The following is a 16103-nucleotide window of genomic DNA, read 5'->3' as shown; positions in this document are numbered from 1 at the left end:
TTTTTGCTCCGCTATGATTTCAGGTTGTAGTTCAGAGTATGGGAATGAAAAAAACAAACTGACCCAGCAAGAGAAAAGGGGAGGCACTGATCGTTCAGTACGCACTGAGATTGGCGAGGCATCCTGGTATGGACCTGGATTTCAAGGTAAGGAAACCGCTAATGGCGATATCTTCGATCAAACCAAGATGACGGCAGCCCATCCGAGTTTGCCGATGGGTACCAAAGCCCAAGTGACCAACCTCGATAATGATAAAACAGTGGAAGTCAGAATTAACGACCGCGGCCCCTATGCCAAAGATCGTGTCATTGATGTTTCTAAGGCAGCTGCTAAGAAACTGGATATGCATAAGGATGGTACGGCTCACGTCAGGATCGAGACCAAGCGCACGGGCGAAGCAACACCATAGCCGTGCACCAATATCACAGAATGGGCTTGTGCCGGGTTTTGCATGCTTTGCCCTATCGTGCATTTGACTAGGGCCTGTTAACACAATCTGATTGCTTCGACGATGAGAGCGAAGTGGATAAAGGAGATGAAGACGACATCGAGCTTATCGAACCTGGAGAAGATGCGGCGAAATCCCTTGAGCCTTCTGAACAATCGTTCGATCTCGTTGCGTTTTTTGTACATGGCACGGTTGTATTCCCAGGGTGACAAGCGATTTGCTTTGGGCGGAACAACCGGGATGTAACCCAAATCTAGTGCCAGTTGCCGGGTTTGGTCGCCCTCATAAGCACGATCCATCAGCAGGTAGGTGGGCGTATTGACGGGACCGAGGGAAAGCAAAAGCTGCCTGCCCTCTGGCGCATCGTGGGCGTGACCGGGCGAGAGGGCAAAGCCTATGGTTGTTCTGGAATCTGCGGCAACCAGATGAATTTTGGTGGTCCATCCACCTCGAGATTTTCCGATGGATTGGGGGCCGTTTTTTTTAACGCACCCGTACCGTCGGGATGGACTTTGATGCTGGTGCTGTCCAGCGAAACAGTTTCAATACGGATACGGATGATTTGCTGATGCTGAAGTTGCCCAAATACATGGCTCAGTACACCACTCTTTGCCCAGCGATTCATGCGGGTATAGATGGTATGCCAGTTGCCGAATCGCTTGGGCAGTCCTCGCCACTTGCAGCCATGCTCGGCAACGTAAAGAATGGCATTGAGAACTTGCAGATTGGAATGGCTGACGTTGCCACGCTGACGCGGCAGGCAGTGCTCGATCTGTTGATATTGAGTTTCGGTGATTTCCATCACCAAATTATATCAAATAGCGTTAACAGGCCCTAGATTGATAAACCAAATTAAACAAAAGTGGCAGGAACAATACAATGAAAAAAATGCATTCATTAAACGCGGAAGACTTTGATACCGCACTTTTGCATACTTCCGATCAAGTCAGCGCCGAGAAGTTACAGTCCTCTCTCGTGGAGCTAGCGATACTCAAGCAAATGCTTGTCGCAGCGCAACAGCAAATTGAGATATTGAATAAAATCAATATTTGCCAAAGAAGAAAATTGGTACGATTTGCGAAAAAATTGACACAAGCTCATCATTTTGGGTATTACGACGAACTCACCCAGTTGCCTAACCGCAGATTATTACTGAACCGGCTTCAACAGGCGATAACCCAATCCGACCGGCAACGTAAGCAAATTGCATTGCTATTCATAGATCTGGACAAATTCAAAAACATTAATGACAGCTTTGGCCATGCGACAGGAGACAGACTTCTGCAAATGTTTGCAGAACGTTTAGTTGCGTGTATCCGTTACGGTGACACAGCCTGCCGGTATGGCGGTGATGAATTTTTAATCATGCTGCCGGAAATGGATAATCCGGAAAATGTGACTGTCGTAACGGAGAAGATTCGTACTCAGTTGTCCATACCGTATGTGATAGACGGCCATGCTATTGTACTATCAGCGAGTATCGGTACTACCGTTTATCCTATCGATGGCAAAAACTGCAGTGAGTTGATCAATCAAGCGGATATTGCCATGTACTGCGCCAAGACAAACGTTAAACACCCACCTGATTTGCAAACGATTTGTAACGATTAGAAGCCCTTCGGTTCATGGCGTTCGATATCGTTCAGTTCATGACGGACACGTGAGGATGTTTCGTAAACGGCCTTGCGTACACGATTGATACCTCCCAATGGTTGATGATCAGGTATAGCATGCCACGGCGTGAAGGAAAGATCCTCGCAGAATTTCAGTTGTTCGGATGCTGTGAATGTTTGCGCCGGAATGGTTATTTTCGCTACAGGCACAAAAGGGGAATCTTTTTCACTCCATGCGATGGTGGGATCTTCGACCGGCATCGCGACAGGATGTGTACCGAGCTGAACCATAAAATCGAAACACGCATCATCGTTAGCGAGATGCTTTTGCATATTTTCACGCAGGAAATCGGGCGCTGTAGTTTCGGCAGATGAAGACCGGCTGGGTTTGCCGCAAGGACGAACGGAAAACTTCATGGCGGTATTTTCGCCAAAACGATAAGGCGTTGCGCTCCAATATTGAATATCCAGCGGGTTTTCAACCTTCTTGCTGCGGATCGCGATAGCAGTGGCAAGTTCATGCAGACGGAAATTCAGCGGATTGAAACCCGGGAAAAAGAATTTATTAAGCGCATCCTGCGCAATAGTTTTTTGAAATTCAACATATTCTGCCGCATTTCTGACAAAGAATACCGGATGATTGACCATCAAAAAATCTTGTGTGCCGGATTGGCTGGATTCAACACCCATAAGCTTGATGGCCATTCCACGGCCATCGCCAACGGAGTCATTTTGCACTTTTCCAGAGCCATTGGAGTAACGGATCCAGGCAGGGTAATTGCGCGCTTCTGCGAAGATCCCGATTTGCATTGAGGCAGGTAGCGGGAGCACACGGAATTCCGCTTTCACACAACCATGCGCCTTGAAGTGCACATCGCGATGAGCCGGACCCTGCTTGGTCTCGGCTCGAATGTTTTCCTCCACCATTCGCGTAATCTCCTGAATCGCCGATGCTTCATCCGCAGGTACGCGCTCATTACTAAAAGCGCTCGTTGGCAAGAAAGTGATCAGTGCCAACAACAAATTTCCTTTATTCAACATTTCAATGCACCTCCGGGATGCGCACAGAAGCCATTCATGCGCATGAGAAAATTTTCTGTTTATTTGAGTTGCAGACTGTTTTTGACCGATTTAACGCCACCGACACTGCTTGCTACTTCGATGGCTTTATTAATACTGGCGGTGGATCTAACGAAACCGCTTAACTGAACGATGCCTTTGAAAGTTTCGACGTTGATCTCAGCGGAGCTTAATGTGGGTTCATTCAGTATGGCTGCTTTTACCTTAGTGGTAATCACGCTGTCATCGAGGTATTCACCCGTTCCCTCATGAGTTTTGGTTGATGCGCATCCTGTAACTGTCAGCAAGGTTAAAGCCAAAAAAGAGGCAGACAGTAATTTGATAAAGTGTTTCATGATTCAATCTCCTATTACTTGTTAGGGTTTTATAACCGATGTCTCAATCACATAATGCGATGGAGAAAAACTGCGGCACTGGCGAGCAATTTAACTGCAAAACCCATCACGGTCTGTACGTTAACGTACATAGTTATGCAGTGAATCGATTCTGTGCTTGAGGGGGGGCTACTAAGAAGGTACCGGGCAAGAAAAAGCAATCGCAGAGAATTATTCAAAGCATTACGTACGATACCGCACAGACCATCTTCAATCTTCCGCTTAATCTTTAAAACAGAAAGTAGGTTTCATGGTGCATAGCGTTCCATCAGAATGGAGAGACGCTCATCCCTATGACGCTTTTCTGAATATGAATGTCACGTGTTGCTGATTTAAAGAAAAATTTAAGGAAGAACGATGAAAATGAAAATTGAAAACGAACAAAATACAGTAGCAAAATCAAAAAAAGCCCTTTTACTTACGATTACTGGTTTAGCCATTGTTATGGGTTTGGCGGGTTGCCAAAAGGAAGGGCCTGCTGAGACGGCAGGGAAAAAACTGGATCGTTCGATTGAAAACGCTGAAAAGAAAATTGAGAAAACAGCAGAGCAAGCAGAAAAGAAACTCGATGACGCAAAAAAGTCGATCAGCGATAAATCTGAAACAACCGATCAATACATTGATGATTCAGTGATCACGATGCATGTAAAAAAGGCCCTTCTTAGCGACTCTTTGCTCAAGGCATTTCAAATTAAAGTGACGACCGAAAATGGCCTCGTGCACCTGAGCGGTACACTTGATTCCCAGCAAAGTATCGACAAGGCGATCGAAGTGGCAACAAACCAGGAACATGTGAGATCGGTGCAGAATGATCTGATTCTGGATGTGAATGCATCGAGTAAAGAATAATGGTTTATCTGCGATCTGCCGCAGCATTGGCAGTCATGCTGCTAGCAGCGCAGGCAGTGCATGCTGCAATACCGGATGATACTTACATTGCCGGTTATGCGGCCGCCGTGTTAAAGCATACATTGATGCTGGATATTCCATCATTGACCGTACAGGATGGCACCATAACTTTGCCTGCGGGTAGTTTAGGCAATGTTGATCGAGCAAACGTGGTGCGGGTGTTGTCGGAGATTCCAGGCGTGAATGCGGTCAGGATTGCGGAAGTCACGTACCAGCCACCGGCGGCTAATGCTTCTTCGCAGCCGGTCAAGCAATTTTCCGGGAAACCGGCGGCCGTAGCCGCCAATCCTGCATTGTTACCCACCGGACTCTTACCCGCTGGCCATCTATTCAAGCCGTTATTAGCGGATCCCCGCTGGGCGCATTTCACGGCCGCTTACCGCAATTTCCAGAACGATAATTTTGATGGCAGAAATATCGCTTCCGTGAGCTTCGGTGAAACGATACCGATTTACCGCAGGAATTTAGGGGAGTCTGTCGCACAGTGGGAAGTCGGACTGCAAGGTGGCGTCTTCAGTGACTTCAATCTGGGTGCGCCATCTTCGGATCTGGTGAACTCCGATTTTATTGCATCGGTATATTCAAGTTTCCGGGCAAAACAATTTTCAGCCTTTGGCCGCATTTATCATCAAAGTTCACATTTGGGTGACGAATTTCTGCTGCGCAAAGAAGGCTCTGCATTTGAGCGCGTTAATCTCAGCTATGAAGGCGTGGATCTGAGGTTGTCTTATGAGTTTCCTTATGGTGTGCGCTTGTATGGCGGCGGAGGCGGGCTGTTTCATAAAGAACCTTCTGCACTCAAAGTATGGATGGTGCAATACGGCGCTGAGTTTCGCAGCCCATGGCGCATCGGATCTGCCCCCGTGCGGCCAATCCTGGCGGCTGACTTCAAAAATTTTCAAGAAAATAACTGGGGTACGGATATATCGGCCAGAGCCGGGATTGAGTTTGAGAATTTGCAAGTGCTTGGCAGGAAACTTCAGTTACTGGTCGAGTACTTTGACGGACACTCTTCGAGCGGGCAGTTTTTTAAAAACAAAGTGGAATATATCGGAGTCGGAGCCCACTATCACTTCTAGCGCAGAATGGCATAGTGAATCTGGGTTTTCCTGAGAATCGCGCCGCAATGTGCCGGGACGGTAGCGCATTATCCGCAGGATTCGCCGTAAAAATATCATCAAATAGTGAACTATCAAGGAGAAGTAAAAATGCTTGAATCAATTGCACTCATCTTGATCATCTTGTGGCTACTGGGTTTGGTTTCCTCGTACACCCTCGGAGGGCTTATTCACATTCTTTTAGTGATTGCGCTGATAGTCATCCTGCTTCGCGTCATTCAGGGCCGGTAGCCGTTACCGGATAAACTGCAAACGCTGGAATCAGGTTTCTTTCTCATTATGTGCGACACCGTACAGATGGTATTCAATAGTGTCATTAAACTGTAAAAGTCTTAGAAAGTTAAGAACGTGCAACAGAAAATGCCAAGTCAGTATAGAACTTAGCAAAACTTAAAATGGAGCAATACAAATGAAACCATGCTATCCCCTCATCATTGCCGCACTCATAACGCTATCCGCTTGTGACCAAAATAATGCGAATTCCTCAGCAGTCAAGGATAACGTCGATGACATTCTGGATCAGCGCCCCGGCGAGAAGGTGCGCGATGCTGCCGAAGATGCCGGTGATAAATTGAAAAGTACTGGCAAAGAAATAAAAGAAACAATTAAAGATGCTACTAATTAGCTTTTGTTCTATTGGGTCATTTTTGACCGGACTCACCGGAAAGTCTGAAAACAATTCCGGATCTATTCACATTGGAGAAATATTATGAGCACAAAAGAAGCATACAAACAAAAAATAGAAGCCGAAGTCGAGTTGGCGCAGGCTAAATTGGCAGAATTGAAAGCTGAGGCGAAGAATTCCGCAGCCGATGTCCGTATCGAATATGAAAATCAAATCGAAGAACTGGAACAGAAGATTGGCGCCACGAAGTCCAAGCTGAAAGAGCTGAGCGAAGCGAGCGAGGAAGCCTGGGAACATATGAAGAGCGGTGCGGAAAGCGCCTGGAACACACTCAGTGCCGCTGTCAAAGGTAACAAATAAGTTTGATGCGTATAGGAATTCCCTATATCTCGATATTCGACGATAAGGTGCTGCAATGAAAATGATGCGAACAATTACAGCCAGTGCTGTGACCCTAGCAGTGATAGCCGGTTTAATAGGCTGCGCAGGAATGTCGGCACAGGATAGAAACACGGCGATCGGTGCGGGTGCCGGTGCTGTCGGCGGCGCCATCCTTACGGGGGGCAGTGCTCTCGGGACGGTCGGCGGTGCGGCGGTCGGTGGCGTCGTAGGCCATGAGGTCGGTGATAAGCGGAATAAAAAGTAGTATCCGTTTAAATATTAAAATGATTCTACGAACGATGTAAATCCGGACTCAATGCTGGAATACCTGGGCAACAGCTAGAAATTCACTGTTGTTCCGGATCCGGAATGAGTCCAAATACGCGCTGGAATATTCTTCACGATTCTTCAGTAAGTCAGCTAGATTCCGCTTGTTTCGCTCCACAGTTAAATTAACCAGCTCATATTTCTCATTCCGGATAGATACGAATGGAAAATCTGAGTTTATTTTAATCTTAAGTGTTATACCGCACCGAGTGAGTCATCAAGAAGGACTAGTATGAAAATGTAATTAATTGTGTTTGATGAAAAGGTATGTAAGTGAAGTTGCCATTTTAGTTAACGTAGTTAACCAAAATCAATATCTCCTAATCCAAACTATGATTGCCATTTTTTAAAAATTCTTTAAGAAATGCATTGACTTTAAAGGTAATTATTATGAAAAAAAATTTACAAGTACTGACTGCTGTCATAGCGCTATCATTCGGATTAGGTATTGGAACAGCCAGTGCTGCGCTGACACCACCGGTATTTTCGCCTTCATGGAATGCGATTTTCGGTAACGATGATGTAGTAACCTCAACTTTCAGCGACGTTCATCCAGTGACGTTACCGTTCGATGCGTTGAGCGGTGGAGCCAGTGTAACCAGCGGTTTTAATCTGTTAGGTTTTAATGTCTTTATCGATAGCTTTGCATTGGTTGATGCTTCTACGGCTACACTGGTAGCTTCGGGCATAGCCGGTTCTACTTCGGTTTTTTCTTTCGGCCCGCTGAGTGCTGCTGATAACTATCAACTGCTGGTCGAGGGTCATATTATCGGGCCGAATAACAGCGGTTCTTATTCTGGGAATTTCCAGATTTCGCCAGTTCCTGAACCCGAAACCTACGCCATGTTGTTTGTCGGTCTAGGATTAGTCGGTTTTTCGTTATTTCGCAGAGAAACTAAGTTTTCGCCGGTTTATGCTGCATAAATAAAGGATTTTTCTAGCATTAGAAAATAATTCTAGATCGGGTATCGCATCGAAACCCTGCTCCTTGAGCGGGGTTTTGTATTTGTAATAACTGATACGGGTCACTGATTGATTCGCTTTGTCACCTCCAATTCTTCGCCGTGGTACTTATGTGCGCTAGCGAACTGTGTTTTGTTTAGAAAGAGCATCTAATGGCTTCCGATGATCTTAGAGCCGGTTGATTTCCAAGCTAGGTTCATCTGGATCCAGTTATCAATCAATAGTCAATTGTTACAAGGGTGATAAATATTCATTGCAACAATTGTGTTCAAAATTTAATTCAATGGATAAAGGATGATGAAGAACTCTTATTACACAAAATCGCATCAAATGATGCTCACAGCCGGTGTGGCAGTAATCTCCGCCATCTTTATCGCAGGTTGCGCAAGCATTCCGGCACCGACTGAACAAATGGCGGTTTCAAAAGCCGCGGTGAATAATGCCCTGAGTGCTGGCAGCAATGAATTTGCACCGGTACAGCTCAAGTCTGCGATGGAAAAAATGGATGCGGCCGAGCGCGCGATGACGGAGAGAAATTATGAACTGGCACGGCAACTAGCCGAGCAAGCTCAGATTGATGCCAAGCTGGCTGGAACGATGGCGCGTTCATCCAAGGCTCAGAAAGCAGCCGATGCTTTGCAGGAAGATAGCCGCGTGCTGCGCAAAGAAATAGATCGTCAAACCCAATAATCCTGAAAGGAATTTATCATGAAAAGAAACTGGTATTTCTCTATGATTCTGATAGCTGCCGCTGCTGCTTCCGGTTGCAGCTCGGTACCGCAGAATGCATCGCTGACTGAAGCGCATCGCAATTACAACAATGCACAAACCAATCCCCAAATCACCAATATGGCAGCACTTGAATTGAAAGAAGCCAGCAGCTTTCTGGAAAAAGCGGACACTGCTTTAAACAACAGGGAAAACGATACCGCAGTCAATCATCTGGCCTATATGGCCAATCAACAAGTCGCTATCGCACAGGAAACCGCCAGGGGAAAAGTGGCTGAATTAGCTGTTACTAACGCCGGCGGAAAGCGTGACAAAATCCTCCTGGACGCGAGAACAGCCGAGGCGGACGAATCCAAACGGCAGGTGGCATTCGATCAGGCGCTTATTGCCGAACAGGAAATGCAGCTCAAAGAACTCAATGCCATAAAAACGGAGCGCGGTCTGGTCATCACATTAGGCGATGTATTGTTTCGTACCAATCAGTCTCAACTGGAACCGGGCGGAATGCGCACCGTGCAGAAGCTGGCTAATTTTCTCAGGCAATATTCCCAGCGCAAAGTGTTGATCGAAGGCCATACCGACAGCATTGGCAGTGACAGCTACAATCAGGAGCTCTCCGAACGGCGCGCTAATGCTGTGCGAGTGGCTTTGATCGATAGCGGGATCAGCGGCGACCGTATCGTTTCTCGTGGTTATGGTAAGGCTTATCCGGTTGCCAGCAACGATTCCGCAGGTAGCCGCCAATTGAACCGGCGCGTGGAAATCGTTCTTTCCGATGACAATGGCAATATCACCTCGCGCTGAAAGCAATATCCACAGGAATGTGAAAGGATATTGCGTAGGCTTCATTGCCGGTTCTAAGCAAATTAGCTGTAGCAATTAAGAATTCGGTTTGATCAGTTTAACTGCCGGTTCTCAATTAACTTCTACCCAACGGAGAGGAAGTTAATTGAGAACCGGCACATCAATGCTTCCGCTGATTCCGGCGGGGTGCCTTGTTTCCGTTGTATTTGGCGTTTGATGTAGCGTAAGTTCGCTAGCGAACCGACCGCATGTGGTTTGGCTTGTATTATTTACAACGAGGTGTGGTAATTTTCTTGTACCTTCAATCATCGGATTCCGATGGTCACCGGTAGGATTGGAAAATCCTATATCCATAGTGTTTTTGACAGGAGTTTATATGAATGACGCAGATCGCAATACGCATGGTACTGATAATAAAGCATCTGAAACTCGTTTGACAGGTTCGGAAAGACTCGTTGGCAATGTTGTTTGCAACGAGGGTGGTGAAAAACTGGGTAACATTAAAGAAATCATGCTGGATACAGCCTCCGGTAATGTGTGTTATGCGGTGCTGTCTTTTGGTGGTATCTTGGGAATAGGCAGCAAGCTGTTTGCGGTGCCTTGGTACCGATTGAAGTTTGATTCAGGCAAAAAACACTTTGTGCTGAATGTGGATAAGGATCGCCTCAGAAATGCACCGGGGTTTGATAAGAACCACTGGCCGGATATGGCAGACAAATCCTGGGATAATCAAATGCACTCTTACTATGCGGCAACGAAGTAATCCTATCAGGAACATGATTATTCATGCCTGGAAACGGTCAGTACTTTAACTAAGTTGTTGATATTTAATGAATTTGTGTCGGATAAGGCGTCTGGCGATTATGTAATTCAAGACTATGATTAATAAAATTAATTCTATTAATATATCGAACAAGTCTTTCCTTTCGTCTTTCCCATTTAATTCTTCACATATTACACCTTATTCCTTTGGTACAGCCGGTGCTTATTTTACAAGCTCTAGGGTTGGTCCTGCTCCTACGGTACAAAATTCTTGGCCATTTATCGCAACAGGAAAACTGTTTTTTAGCGACTCAGTAGGAAATCAATACACGTGTACAGCGTCTGTAGTTAAGCCCCGCCTTATTCTCACGGCTGGTCATTGTGTTTATGATGCAGTCAACAAGAAATGGTTTACGAATTTTAAATTCATTCCCGCATTTCATAATGGGAGCGCTCCCTACGAACAATGGTATTGGGCTTATGCCATAACGACTAATAATTGGGTGAATGGTGGAGGTAAGGTCCCCAATTCAGGAGATTTCGCGTTAATTGAGATGCAAGATAATTTTCTTGGCCAAAAACTCGGCAATATTACAGGTTATTATGGATATCTATTAAATGCTCTGAGTCCCAATCATGTAACAATTTTCGGTTATCCAGCGGCATTCGATCGCGCCAGTTGGTTGCACCGTGTGGATTCTTAGTCTTATAAGGCCAACTTCAATCAACACGGTCGAATTCGGTGCGGATATGACCGGAGGAAGCTCGGGCGGTCCATTCTTGGAAAATTTCGGGGATATTGCGAGTGGTCAATCTGTGTCTGGTTTTATGAACGCGCTAGTAGGCGTGGTTTCTTATGGACCAAGTGATACGGCTGTACGCTCTTTGGGTTCCAGCATCTTAGATGGCTAGTTTACCAATAACATAAAAACAGGCATTCTTGATGTAGCTTGTGCACGTAGAGCTGGCAACTGTTAATGAATAAACACCATCGGTATTACCGGTGGTGTTCCAATCCGTTTCCAGAGTTGAGGCAGAAATCATTGGAGGTAATTAACTGTAATGATTTAAGATCTTTACCCAACCTCAGCACACAGAACTCCTGATACTACCGCAATTATCCATCTTCTAAAACTCGGCGGCTTGGGGCCGGGCCTCCTATAATTTGCAGTGATCACTAATATAGTCTCCCCACCTCGCCATTAATTTACGTCGCTTTTCGAATAAATCACTCCTCCGGTAAGCAGCTTCTGTTTGGTTCTCGATCACATGAGCTAATGCTGCTTCGCAAACTTCCCGTGGAAAATTGGTTTTGTCGCCACACCAATCACGAAATGAGCTTCGTAAACCATGTACGGTAGCTCCAGGGTAAGAAACGCTTTTGAGCATTTTACTAGGGTCTGTTAACACAATCTGATTGCTTCGACGATGAGAGCGAAGTGGATAAAGGAGATGAAGACGACATCGAGCTTATCGAACCTGGAGAAGATGCGGCGAAATCCCTTGAGCCTTCTGAACAATCGTTCGATCTCGTTGCGTTTTTTGTACATGGCACGGTTGTATTCCCAGGGTGACAAGCGATTTGCTTTGGGCGGAACAACCGGGATGTAACCCAAATCTAGTGCCAGTTGCCGGGTTTGGTCGCCCTCATAAGCACGATCCATCAGCAGGTAGGTGGGCGTATTGACGGGACCGAGGGAAAGCAAAAGCTGCCTGCCCTCTGGCGCATCGTGGGCGTGACCGGGCGAGAGGGCAAAGCTTATGGTTGTTCTGGAATCTGCGGCAACCAGATGAATTTTGGTGGTCCATCCACCTCGAGATTTTCCGATGGATTGGGGGCCGTTTTTTTTAACGCACCCGTACCGTCGGGATGGACTTTGATGCTGGTGCTGTCCAGCGAAACAGTTTCAATACGGATACGGATGATTTGCTGATGCTGAAGTTGCCCAAATACATGGCTCAGTACACCACTCTTTGCCCAGCGATTCATGCGGGTATAGATGGTATGCCAGTTGCCGAATCGCTTGGGCAGTCCTCGCCACTTGCAGCCATGCTCGGCAACGTAAAGAATGGCACTGAGAACTTGCAGATTGGAATGGCTGACGTTGCCACGCTGACGCGGCAGGCAGTGCTCGATCTGTTGATATTGAGTTTCGGTGATTTCCATCACCAAATTATATCAAATAGCGTTAACAGGCCCTAATTGCTACATCGCTGAGTTTTCGACCAAACACATGATCATCATTCGCTGATTTGTATTTTTCTAACAAAGTCACTATTTCCAGGCACTCACGGCCTAGCGGCACACGGTGTATTCGACCCGATTTCATTCGGTTGGCTGGGATTGTCCATGTTTTTGCGGTCTTATCGATTTCATTCCAAGTGATGCCACGCGCCTCTGAACTTCTGCAAGCGGTCAGAGCTATCCATCGAACGCAATAAGCGCTCCTACTATTTTCTTCTTTTGCACGCAATGCTTTCATGACATCAATCAATTTGTCATAGGGAATCGCATTAAAATGAACGACAGGAGTTACTTTCTTCGGTGCTGGAAAAATGTGGTCTAAACAACCTTTCCATCGAGCGGGGTTACTCTTATCTATATTTTCATGAAGAAAAGCGTAATCCAGTACAACTTCTATCCGCTGTCTTACCCTTGAGGCAGTTTCCGTCTTGTCTTTCCAAATTGGATTAAGCGCAGCTTTAATATCATCTACGCCAATATCCGTGATGGATTTATTGCCAATGAATGGAAACGCATATTGCATTAGCGTGTTTTTCCATTGGCTCTCGTGCTTGCTGTTCCGCCATCCGGTCTTTTTATGTTCTATGCATTCGAGTGCATAGTCAGCGAAAGTCTTACTTGGCTTTTCTACACGCAATACTTCTTTAGGGGATTGGCCATTTGCAATTGCACGCCGCATATGACCGGCGATTTCACGAGCTTCGGCCAGTGTTCTATCCGTTGTTGAGCCTAATCCAAGTTCAATGGCCCGGCCATTTTGCTTATATCGGAATACCCAGCTGCGAGAACCGGAATCTCGTACTCGTAAAAGCAGGTTATCACCGTCCGAGTGTGTGCCAGGTGGGAGTGAATTGATTTGTACTGATTTTAGTCTTTTAACTTCCTTTGCCATCCGTCTTTCCCAAAAAGTTGGATGGCATTATATTCCACGAGATTCCTCTGGACAAACTTCAGAGTGAATCTATTGACTTATTAGCTTATTTATACTGCTTTGGATTTCTTTGGATCAATGGTTGGCGGAGAGGATGGGATTCGAACCCATGTGCCAAGTTACCTTGACCATCTGATTTCGAGTCAGCGCCGTTATGACCGCTTCGGTACCTCTCCTTGGGGTGGCAATGATACACCGGTTTGAGCTGGTTGAGATCAAACCGGTATTTGAAATGGGGTAAATTTACATATTCGCGTTATGCTGTTGTTGCCAATGCGCCACGCATTTTTTGCAGTGCTTTGGCTTCAATTTGACGGACGCGTTCTGCGGATACGCCTAATTCCGCAGCAAGATCATGCAGTGTCGCGGTATCTTTTTCCCTTAACCAGCGGGCTTCAATGATATGGCGGCTGCGATCGTCCAGACACGCGAGCGATTGTTGCAGGCCTTTTTCGCGTAAATTCGTGATTTGCTCATTTTCCAGAATCTGTGATGGTTCTTCGCCATCGGTTAGATAACTGATCGGACTGAATGCATCGTCTTCTTCATCCGAAATCGGTTCCAGTGAAATATCCGAGCCGTTGAAGCGCTTTTCCATTTCCACCACTTCCTCGGATTTAACCCCCAATTGCGCGGCCATTGCATCGACTTCTTGCGGGTTCATTGTATCCAGTCCTTGCTTCATGCTGCGCAAGTTGAAAAACAGTTTACGTTGCTGTTTGGTGGTGGCTATTTTAACCAAGCGCCAGTTGCGCATGATGAATTCGTGAATTTCCGCTTTTATCCAGTGAACGGCAAACGATACCAAGCGCACGCCGCGTTCAGGGTCGAAGCGTTTAACGGCCTTCATCAGTCCGATATTACCTTCCTGAATCAAGTCGGCTTGTGGAAGGCCATAGCCTTTGTAACCGCGCGCGATGGCAACTACAAAACGCAAGTGCGACAGAATCAGTTGTTGCGCAGCTTCGAGATCGCCCTGATTCCACAAGCGCCGGGCCAGACTGGTTTCTTCCTCTTGCGAGAGAATAGGGAAAGAATTAACAGACTGAATATAACTTTCTATACTTCCGCCCATTGAAGGCAGTGTTAGAGCATTCGTCATTGTAATAATCTCCTGATGATGGATTGTGCTTACTCTTCAGTTTTTAATTAAACACATTCTAGCACTCCCGCAATGAGAGTGCCAAATTTTTGAAAAGTTCGTGCGTTACGCCCGGTTTATTTGGGTTCGATTTGCCAGAGATGTCTTGCAACGGAGATGCGGGCGCCTAACCACCCTAACCAAGCGGAAAACAATAGCAAGCTGATACTGTCAGTTGAGGAAAGGTGTTGTAGCTGCAAATCAATGCGATAAAGTTGCGCAAGGGTGACGAGCTCTTCATTGAGCGTGTGGATGGCCAATGCCATGATAAGCCATGCGGTAGCGCCTCCCGCCAACCCCTGAATCGCGCCGAAATAGAGAAAAGGTCGCTGGATGAAACTATCGGTTGCACCGATGAGTTTGGATATTTCAATTTCATCGCGCTTGGTCAGAATTTGCAGACGGATGGTGTTGAACATGATCGCGATAATCGCAATGCTCAATAGCGTTGCCAGCATCAGCACGGCAAAACGGGCGAGATCGAGTAAGGCATTCAGGCGTTCGACCCACGCGGAATCAAATTGCACGTGTTCGATTTCCGGCCAGCTTTGTATGACTGTGCGCAATTGCTCCAATGCCTCGGTACTGCTTTCCTGGGTGTGAATTACAAAAGCATCCGGAAGCGGATTGCGCATCAGGGTGGGGGTGATATCCGTGAGTCCGGTACTTTGTTGTAACTGCTGGAGCGCAACGTCTTTGGGGATAAACTGGACAGTCTGGATTTGCGGATTTTCTTCCAAGCGTTGATTTACTTTCTCAATGCTATCCTGTGTCATATCAAGCTTAAGAAACAAACTCATTTGCGGGGAATCCGCAGTTTGCCCAGAGATGGCTTGCAGGTTTTGCATGAGCACGTAAATGCCGGCCGGGAGACTGAGGGCAATGCCCATCACAATAATGCTGAGCAAGCTGGTAACCGGTGTTGAAATCAGCCGTTTGAGCGTCAGAAAGAACACAAACCCGTGTTGCGTCAGCCATGCGCGTATCATGCCGCCAGTTTCCCTTGTTTGAGTGACAAAATGCGATGTTGCGTATCTTCCAGCAGTGAAGCATCGTGCGTTGCAATCAGCACAGTGACGCCCACTTGGTTAAATGAAGTGAACATGGTCATGATATCCCGGGCGTATTCAACATCCAGATTGCCAGTGGGTTCATCGGCAATCAGAATGGCCGGACGATGGACCACTGCGCGTGCGATGCATAAGCGCTGTCTTTCCCCGCCGGATAACGCGATGGGCATGGCTTTTTCTTTTTTGAGCAAGCCCACTTTATCCAAAGCGGCGCGAACCCGGGCAGCTACGGTATTGTTATCAAAATTGCTGATTTGCAGCGGCAGCAGGACATTGTCAAAAACGCTGCGATCAAACAGCAGCTTGTGATCCTGGAAAATGAAACCGATTTTGCGGCGCATGTAGGGGATGGCGGCCGGTTTAAGCTGGGCGATATTCTGCCCGCTGATCGTGATGGTGCCGGATGTTGGCCGTTCGATGGCGGCGATAAGTTTTAATAACGTGCTCTTTCCCGCGCCCGAGTGACCGGTCAGGAATACCATTTCACCGGGCTCAACCGTAAGGTCAACGTTATTCAGCGCCACATACCCGTCGGGATAACGTTTCGAGACATTTTTGAAAGTGATCATCGGCCTATGCCTTA

General features: G+C 46.7%; 21 protein-coding genes and 1 tRNA gene. 13 read left to right on the top strand and 9 right to left on the bottom strand.

The annotated features are described in order from the left end of the window. Nucleotides 1-13 precede the first annotated feature (13 nt). Nucleotides 14-409 carry a septal ring lytic transglycosylase RlpA family protein gene (locus R2083_RS14280; protein WP_317538843.1) on the top strand — a complete coding sequence of 132 codons (396 nt, stop codon included), beginning with the start codon at nt 14-16 and terminating at the stop codon, nt 407-409. A gap of 77 nt (nt 410-486) precedes the next feature. Here R2083_RS14280 and R2083_RS14275 read toward each other — a convergent pair. Beyond that, nucleotides 487-1250 (bottom strand): IS5 family transposase gene (locus tag R2083_RS14275; protein ID WP_317529838.1). Its coding sequence is split into 2 segments (ribosomal slippage): nt 487-935 and nt 935-1250, totalling 765 coding nucleotides; the frame shifts between segments, so codons are not numbered across the junction. 77 nt (nt 1251-1327) lie between these two features. Here R2083_RS14275 and R2083_RS14270 point away from each other — a divergent pair. Continuing rightward, nucleotides 1328-2059, top strand: a complete 732-nt coding sequence (locus R2083_RS14270) for a GGDEF domain-containing protein (protein WP_317538842.1) — start codon at nt 1328-1330, stop codon at nt 2057-2059. On the opposite strand, the gene R2083_RS14265 is transcribed toward R2083_RS14270, so the two are convergent. Together R2083_RS14265 and R2083_RS14260 are read right to left on the bottom strand one after the other, a co-directional pair. Next, nucleotides 2056-3102: a catalase family protein gene (locus R2083_RS14265; RefSeq protein ID WP_317538841.1), complete on the bottom strand. Its 1047-nt coding sequence runs from the start codon at nt 3100-3102 to the stop codon at nt 2056-2058. The two genes, R2083_RS14270 and R2083_RS14265, sit on opposite strands and share 4 nt — an antisense overlap. Nucleotides 3103-3161: 59 nt before the next feature. After that, nucleotides 3162-3476, bottom strand: a complete 315-nt coding sequence (locus R2083_RS14260; protein WP_317538840.1) for a BON domain-containing protein — start codon at nt 3474-3476, stop codon at nt 3162-3164. Between the two features lie 402 nt (nt 3477-3878). Between R2083_RS14260 and R2083_RS14255 the strand changes: the two genes are divergently transcribed. The 11 genes from R2083_RS14255 to R2083_RS14205 all read left to right on the top strand — a co-directional run bounded on the left by R2083_RS14255 (nt 3879) and on the right by R2083_RS14205 (nt 10837). Then, nucleotides 3879-4364: a BON domain-containing protein gene (locus tag R2083_RS14255; protein ID WP_317538839.1), complete on the top strand. Its 486-nt coding sequence runs from the start codon at nt 3879-3881 to the stop codon at nt 4362-4364. Further along, nucleotides 4364-5503: a DUF1207 domain-containing protein gene (locus R2083_RS14250; protein WP_317538838.1), complete on the top strand. Its 1140-nt coding sequence runs from the start codon at nt 4364-4366 to the stop codon at nt 5501-5503. The genes R2083_RS14255 and R2083_RS14250 overlap by 1 nt, the downstream gene beginning before the upstream one ends. Before the next feature lie 129 nt (nt 5504-5632). After that, on the top strand, nt 5633-5773 hold the full coding sequence (locus R2083_RS14245; RefSeq protein WP_108698634.1) for a lmo0937 family membrane protein: 141 nt from the start codon (nt 5633-5635) through the stop codon (nt 5771-5773). 178 nt (nt 5774-5951) lie between these two features. Then, entirely contained in the window at nt 5952-6167 is a 216-nt protein-coding gene (locus tag R2083_RS14240) for a hypothetical protein (protein ID WP_317531879.1), read from the top strand. Nucleotides 6168-6251: 84 nt separating this feature from the next. Next, complete coding sequence (locus R2083_RS14235) at nt 6252-6527, top strand: hypothetical protein (protein ID WP_317531878.1); 276 nt, start codon at nt 6252-6254, stop codon at nt 6525-6527. A 61-nt stretch (nt 6528-6588) separates the two neighbouring features. Then, nucleotides 6589-6813 (top strand): glycine zipper 2TM domain-containing protein, encoded by a 225-nt coding sequence (locus R2083_RS14230; protein WP_411172522.1) that lies wholly within the window; start codon nt 6589-6591, stop codon nt 6811-6813. Nucleotides 6814-7265: 452 nt separating this feature from the next. Then, nucleotides 7266-7799 carry an FxDxF family PEP-CTERM protein gene (locus tag R2083_RS14225; protein ID WP_132428442.1) on the top strand — a complete coding sequence of 178 codons (534 nt, stop codon included), beginning with the start codon at nt 7266-7268 and terminating at the stop codon, nt 7797-7799. Nucleotides 7800-8132: 333 nt separating this feature from the next. Beyond that, on the top strand, nt 8133-8528 hold the full coding sequence (locus R2083_RS14220; protein ID WP_317531877.1) for a DUF4398 domain-containing protein: 396 nt from the start codon (nt 8133-8135) through the stop codon (nt 8526-8528). Between the two features lie 18 nt (nt 8529-8546). Then, nucleotides 8547-9371 carry an OmpA family protein gene (locus R2083_RS14215; RefSeq protein ID WP_317531876.1) on the top strand — a complete coding sequence of 275 codons (825 nt, stop codon included), beginning with the start codon at nt 8547-8549 and terminating at the stop codon, nt 9369-9371. 376 nt (nt 9372-9747) lie between these two features. After that, nucleotides 9748-10134 (top strand): PRC-barrel domain-containing protein, encoded by a 387-nt coding sequence (locus R2083_RS14210; RefSeq protein ID WP_317538837.1) that lies wholly within the window; start codon nt 9748-9750, stop codon nt 10132-10134. Between the two features lie 115 nt (nt 10135-10249). Beyond that, nucleotides 10250-10837 (top strand): trypsin-like serine peptidase, encoded by a 588-nt coding sequence (locus R2083_RS14205; RefSeq protein ID WP_317538836.1) that lies wholly within the window; start codon nt 10250-10252, stop codon nt 10835-10837. 699 nt (nt 10838-11536) lie between these two features. Here the strand turns inward: R2083_RS14205 and R2083_RS14200 are convergent. The 6 genes from R2083_RS14200 to ftsE form a co-directional block, all read right to left on the bottom strand. Further along, nucleotides 11537-12300 (bottom strand): IS5 family transposase gene (locus R2083_RS14200; protein WP_317537242.1). Its coding sequence is split into 2 segments (ribosomal slippage): nt 11537-11985 and nt 11985-12300, totalling 765 coding nucleotides; the frame shifts between segments, so codons are not numbered across the junction. A 22-nt stretch (nt 12301-12322) separates the two neighbouring features. After that, nucleotides 12323-13270: a tyrosine-type recombinase/integrase gene (locus R2083_RS14195; RefSeq protein WP_317538835.1), complete on the bottom strand. Its 948-nt coding sequence runs from the start codon at nt 13268-13270 to the stop codon at nt 12323-12325. 122 nt (nt 13271-13392) lie between these two features. Continuing rightward, nucleotides 13393-13485 (bottom strand) — tRNA-Ser (locus tag R2083_RS14190). 80 nt (nt 13486-13565) lie between these two features. Beyond that, nucleotides 13566-14411 carry an RNA polymerase sigma factor RpoH gene (gene rpoH, locus R2083_RS14185; RefSeq protein WP_317538834.1) on the bottom strand — a complete coding sequence of 282 codons (846 nt, stop codon included), beginning with the start codon at nt 14409-14411 and terminating at the stop codon, nt 13566-13568. A gap of 116 nt (nt 14412-14527) precedes the next feature. Beyond that, nucleotides 14528-15439 carry a permease-like cell division protein FtsX gene (gene ftsX, locus R2083_RS14180; protein ID WP_317538833.1) on the bottom strand — a complete coding sequence of 304 codons (912 nt, stop codon included), beginning with the start codon at nt 15437-15439 and terminating at the stop codon, nt 14528-14530. Continuing rightward, nucleotides 15436-16089, bottom strand: a complete 654-nt coding sequence (gene ftsE / locus R2083_RS14175; protein WP_108697829.1) for a cell division ATP-binding protein FtsE — start codon at nt 16087-16089, stop codon at nt 15436-15438. Before ftsE ends, ftsX begins: the two co-directional genes overlap by 4 nt. Nucleotides 16090-16103: the final 14 nt, after the last annotated feature.

Origin of the sequence: Nitrosomonas sp. Is35, assembly GCF_033063295.1 — a bacterium.
Classification (GTDB): domain Bacteria; phylum Pseudomonadota; class Gammaproteobacteria; order Burkholderiales; family Nitrosomonadaceae; genus Nitrosomonas.
Note: the sequence above shows the minus strand (reverse complement) of the source record. Positions and strands in the feature narration are given on the sequence as shown.

What these genes read in the sequence shown, in the direction of transcription:
- R2083_RS14280 (WP_317538843.1), top strand. Translation starts at nt 14, where the DNA reads ATGATTTCAGGTTGTAGTTCAGAGTATGGGAATGAAAAAAACAAACTG.
- R2083_RS14270 (WP_317538842.1), top strand. Translation starts at nt 1,328, where the DNA reads ATGAAAAAAATGCATTCATTAAACGCGGAAGACTTTGATACCGCACTT.
- R2083_RS14265 (WP_317538841.1), bottom strand. Translation starts at nt 3,102, where the DNA reads ATGTTGAATAAAGGAAATTTGTTGTTGGCACTGATCACTTTCTTGCCA.
- R2083_RS14260 (WP_317538840.1), bottom strand. Translation starts at nt 3,476, where the DNA reads ATGAAACACTTTATCAAATTACTGTCTGCCTCTTTTTTGGCTTTAACC.
- R2083_RS14255 (WP_317538839.1), top strand. Translation starts at nt 3,879, where the DNA reads ATGAAAATTGAAAACGAACAAAATACAGTAGCAAAATCAAAAAAAGCC.
- R2083_RS14250 (WP_317538838.1), top strand. Translation starts at nt 4,364, where the DNA reads ATGGTTTATCTGCGATCTGCCGCAGCATTGGCAGTCATGCTGCTAGCA.
- R2083_RS14245 (WP_108698634.1), top strand. Translation starts at nt 5,633, where the DNA reads ATGCTTGAATCAATTGCACTCATCTTGATCATCTTGTGGCTACTGGGT.
- R2083_RS14240 (WP_317531879.1), top strand. Translation starts at nt 5,952, where the DNA reads ATGAAACCATGCTATCCCCTCATCATTGCCGCACTCATAACGCTATCC.
- R2083_RS14235 (WP_317531878.1), top strand. Translation starts at nt 6,252, where the DNA reads ATGAGCACAAAAGAAGCATACAAACAAAAAATAGAAGCCGAAGTCGAG.
- R2083_RS14230 (WP_411172522.1), top strand. Translation starts at nt 6,589, where the DNA reads ATGATGCGAACAATTACAGCCAGTGCTGTGACCCTAGCAGTGATAGCC.
- R2083_RS14225 (WP_132428442.1), top strand. Translation starts at nt 7,266, where the DNA reads ATGAAAAAAAATTTACAAGTACTGACTGCTGTCATAGCGCTATCATTC.
- R2083_RS14220 (WP_317531877.1), top strand. Translation starts at nt 8,133, where the DNA reads ATGATGAAGAACTCTTATTACACAAAATCGCATCAAATGATGCTCACA.
- R2083_RS14215 (WP_317531876.1), top strand. Translation starts at nt 8,547, where the DNA reads ATGAAAAGAAACTGGTATTTCTCTATGATTCTGATAGCTGCCGCTGCT.
- R2083_RS14210 (WP_317538837.1), top strand. Translation starts at nt 9,748, where the DNA reads ATGAATGACGCAGATCGCAATACGCATGGTACTGATAATAAAGCATCT.
- R2083_RS14205 (WP_317538836.1), top strand. Translation starts at nt 10,250, where the DNA reads ATGATTAATAAAATTAATTCTATTAATATATCGAACAAGTCTTTCCTT.
- R2083_RS14195 (WP_317538835.1), bottom strand. Translation starts at nt 13,270, where the DNA reads ATGGCAAAGGAAGTTAAAAGACTAAAATCAGTACAAATCAATTCACTC.
- rpoH (WP_317538834.1), bottom strand. Translation starts at nt 14,411, where the DNA reads ATGACGAATGCTCTAACACTGCCTTCAATGGGCGGAAGTATAGAAAGT.
- ftsX (WP_317538833.1), bottom strand. Translation starts at nt 15,439, where the DNA reads ATGATACGCGCATGGCTGACGCAACACGGGTTTGTGTTCTTTCTGACG.
- ftsE (WP_108697829.1), bottom strand. Translation starts at nt 16,089, where the DNA reads ATGATCACTTTCAAAAATGTCTCGAAACGTTATCCCGACGGGTATGTG.